Below are 547 nucleotides of genomic sequence, written 5' to 3'. Positions count from 1 at the left end.
CCAACTGTTCCCCCTGACCGCCACGCGGTCACCCGCGCTGAAAAAAGTGTAGAACCGTTGTCCCCAACTGTTCCCCCCTGACCGCCACGCGGTCACCCGCGCTGAAAAAAGTGTAGAACCGTTGTCCCCAACTGTTCCCCCTGACCGCCACGCGGTCACCCGCGCTGAAAAAAGTGTAGAACCGTTGTCCCCAACTGTTCCCCCTGACCGCCACGCGGTCAGCCCGTCCAACCCACTCAGCCACCCACCCGAGAAGAGAACAGTCCAAAACAATGGTTCCACAATCAGAATCCCAGCGACTCAAACCAACCCCAACCGATCCGAGGGGCTGGTCACGGCCAGGCCGGGACGGTTCATGACGTGGGTATAGATCATCGTCGTTTTCACATCCTTATGTCCGAGCAATTCCTGCACCGTACGAATGTCCGCCCCGTCTTCGAGCATGTGGGTGGCAAAACTGTGGCGAAGTGTATGGGGAACGGCCTTCTTGAGGATTTCGGTTCGGCGAAGGGCCCGCTTGAAACGCGTAGGGAAGGTGTCTTCGTGC

The 547-nt window shown here is 58.9% G+C and carries 1 protein-coding gene; it reads right to left on the bottom strand.

Annotated elements, in window-relative coordinates; translation table 11 throughout:
* Nucleotides 1–300: 300 nt before the first annotated feature.
* Nucleotides 301–547 (bottom strand): tyrosine-type recombinase/integrase (locus H1B37_RS33130; RefSeq protein WP_182871542.1); only part of this gene is annotated, 247 nt, incomplete at its 5' end.

Origin of the sequence: Stieleria mannarensis (assembly GCF_014154935.1) — a bacterium.
Taxonomy (GTDB): domain Bacteria; phylum Planctomycetota; class Planctomycetia; order Pirellulales; family Pirellulaceae; genus Stieleria; species Stieleria mannarensis.
This window is presented reverse-complemented; position numbering and strand designations above follow the sequence as displayed.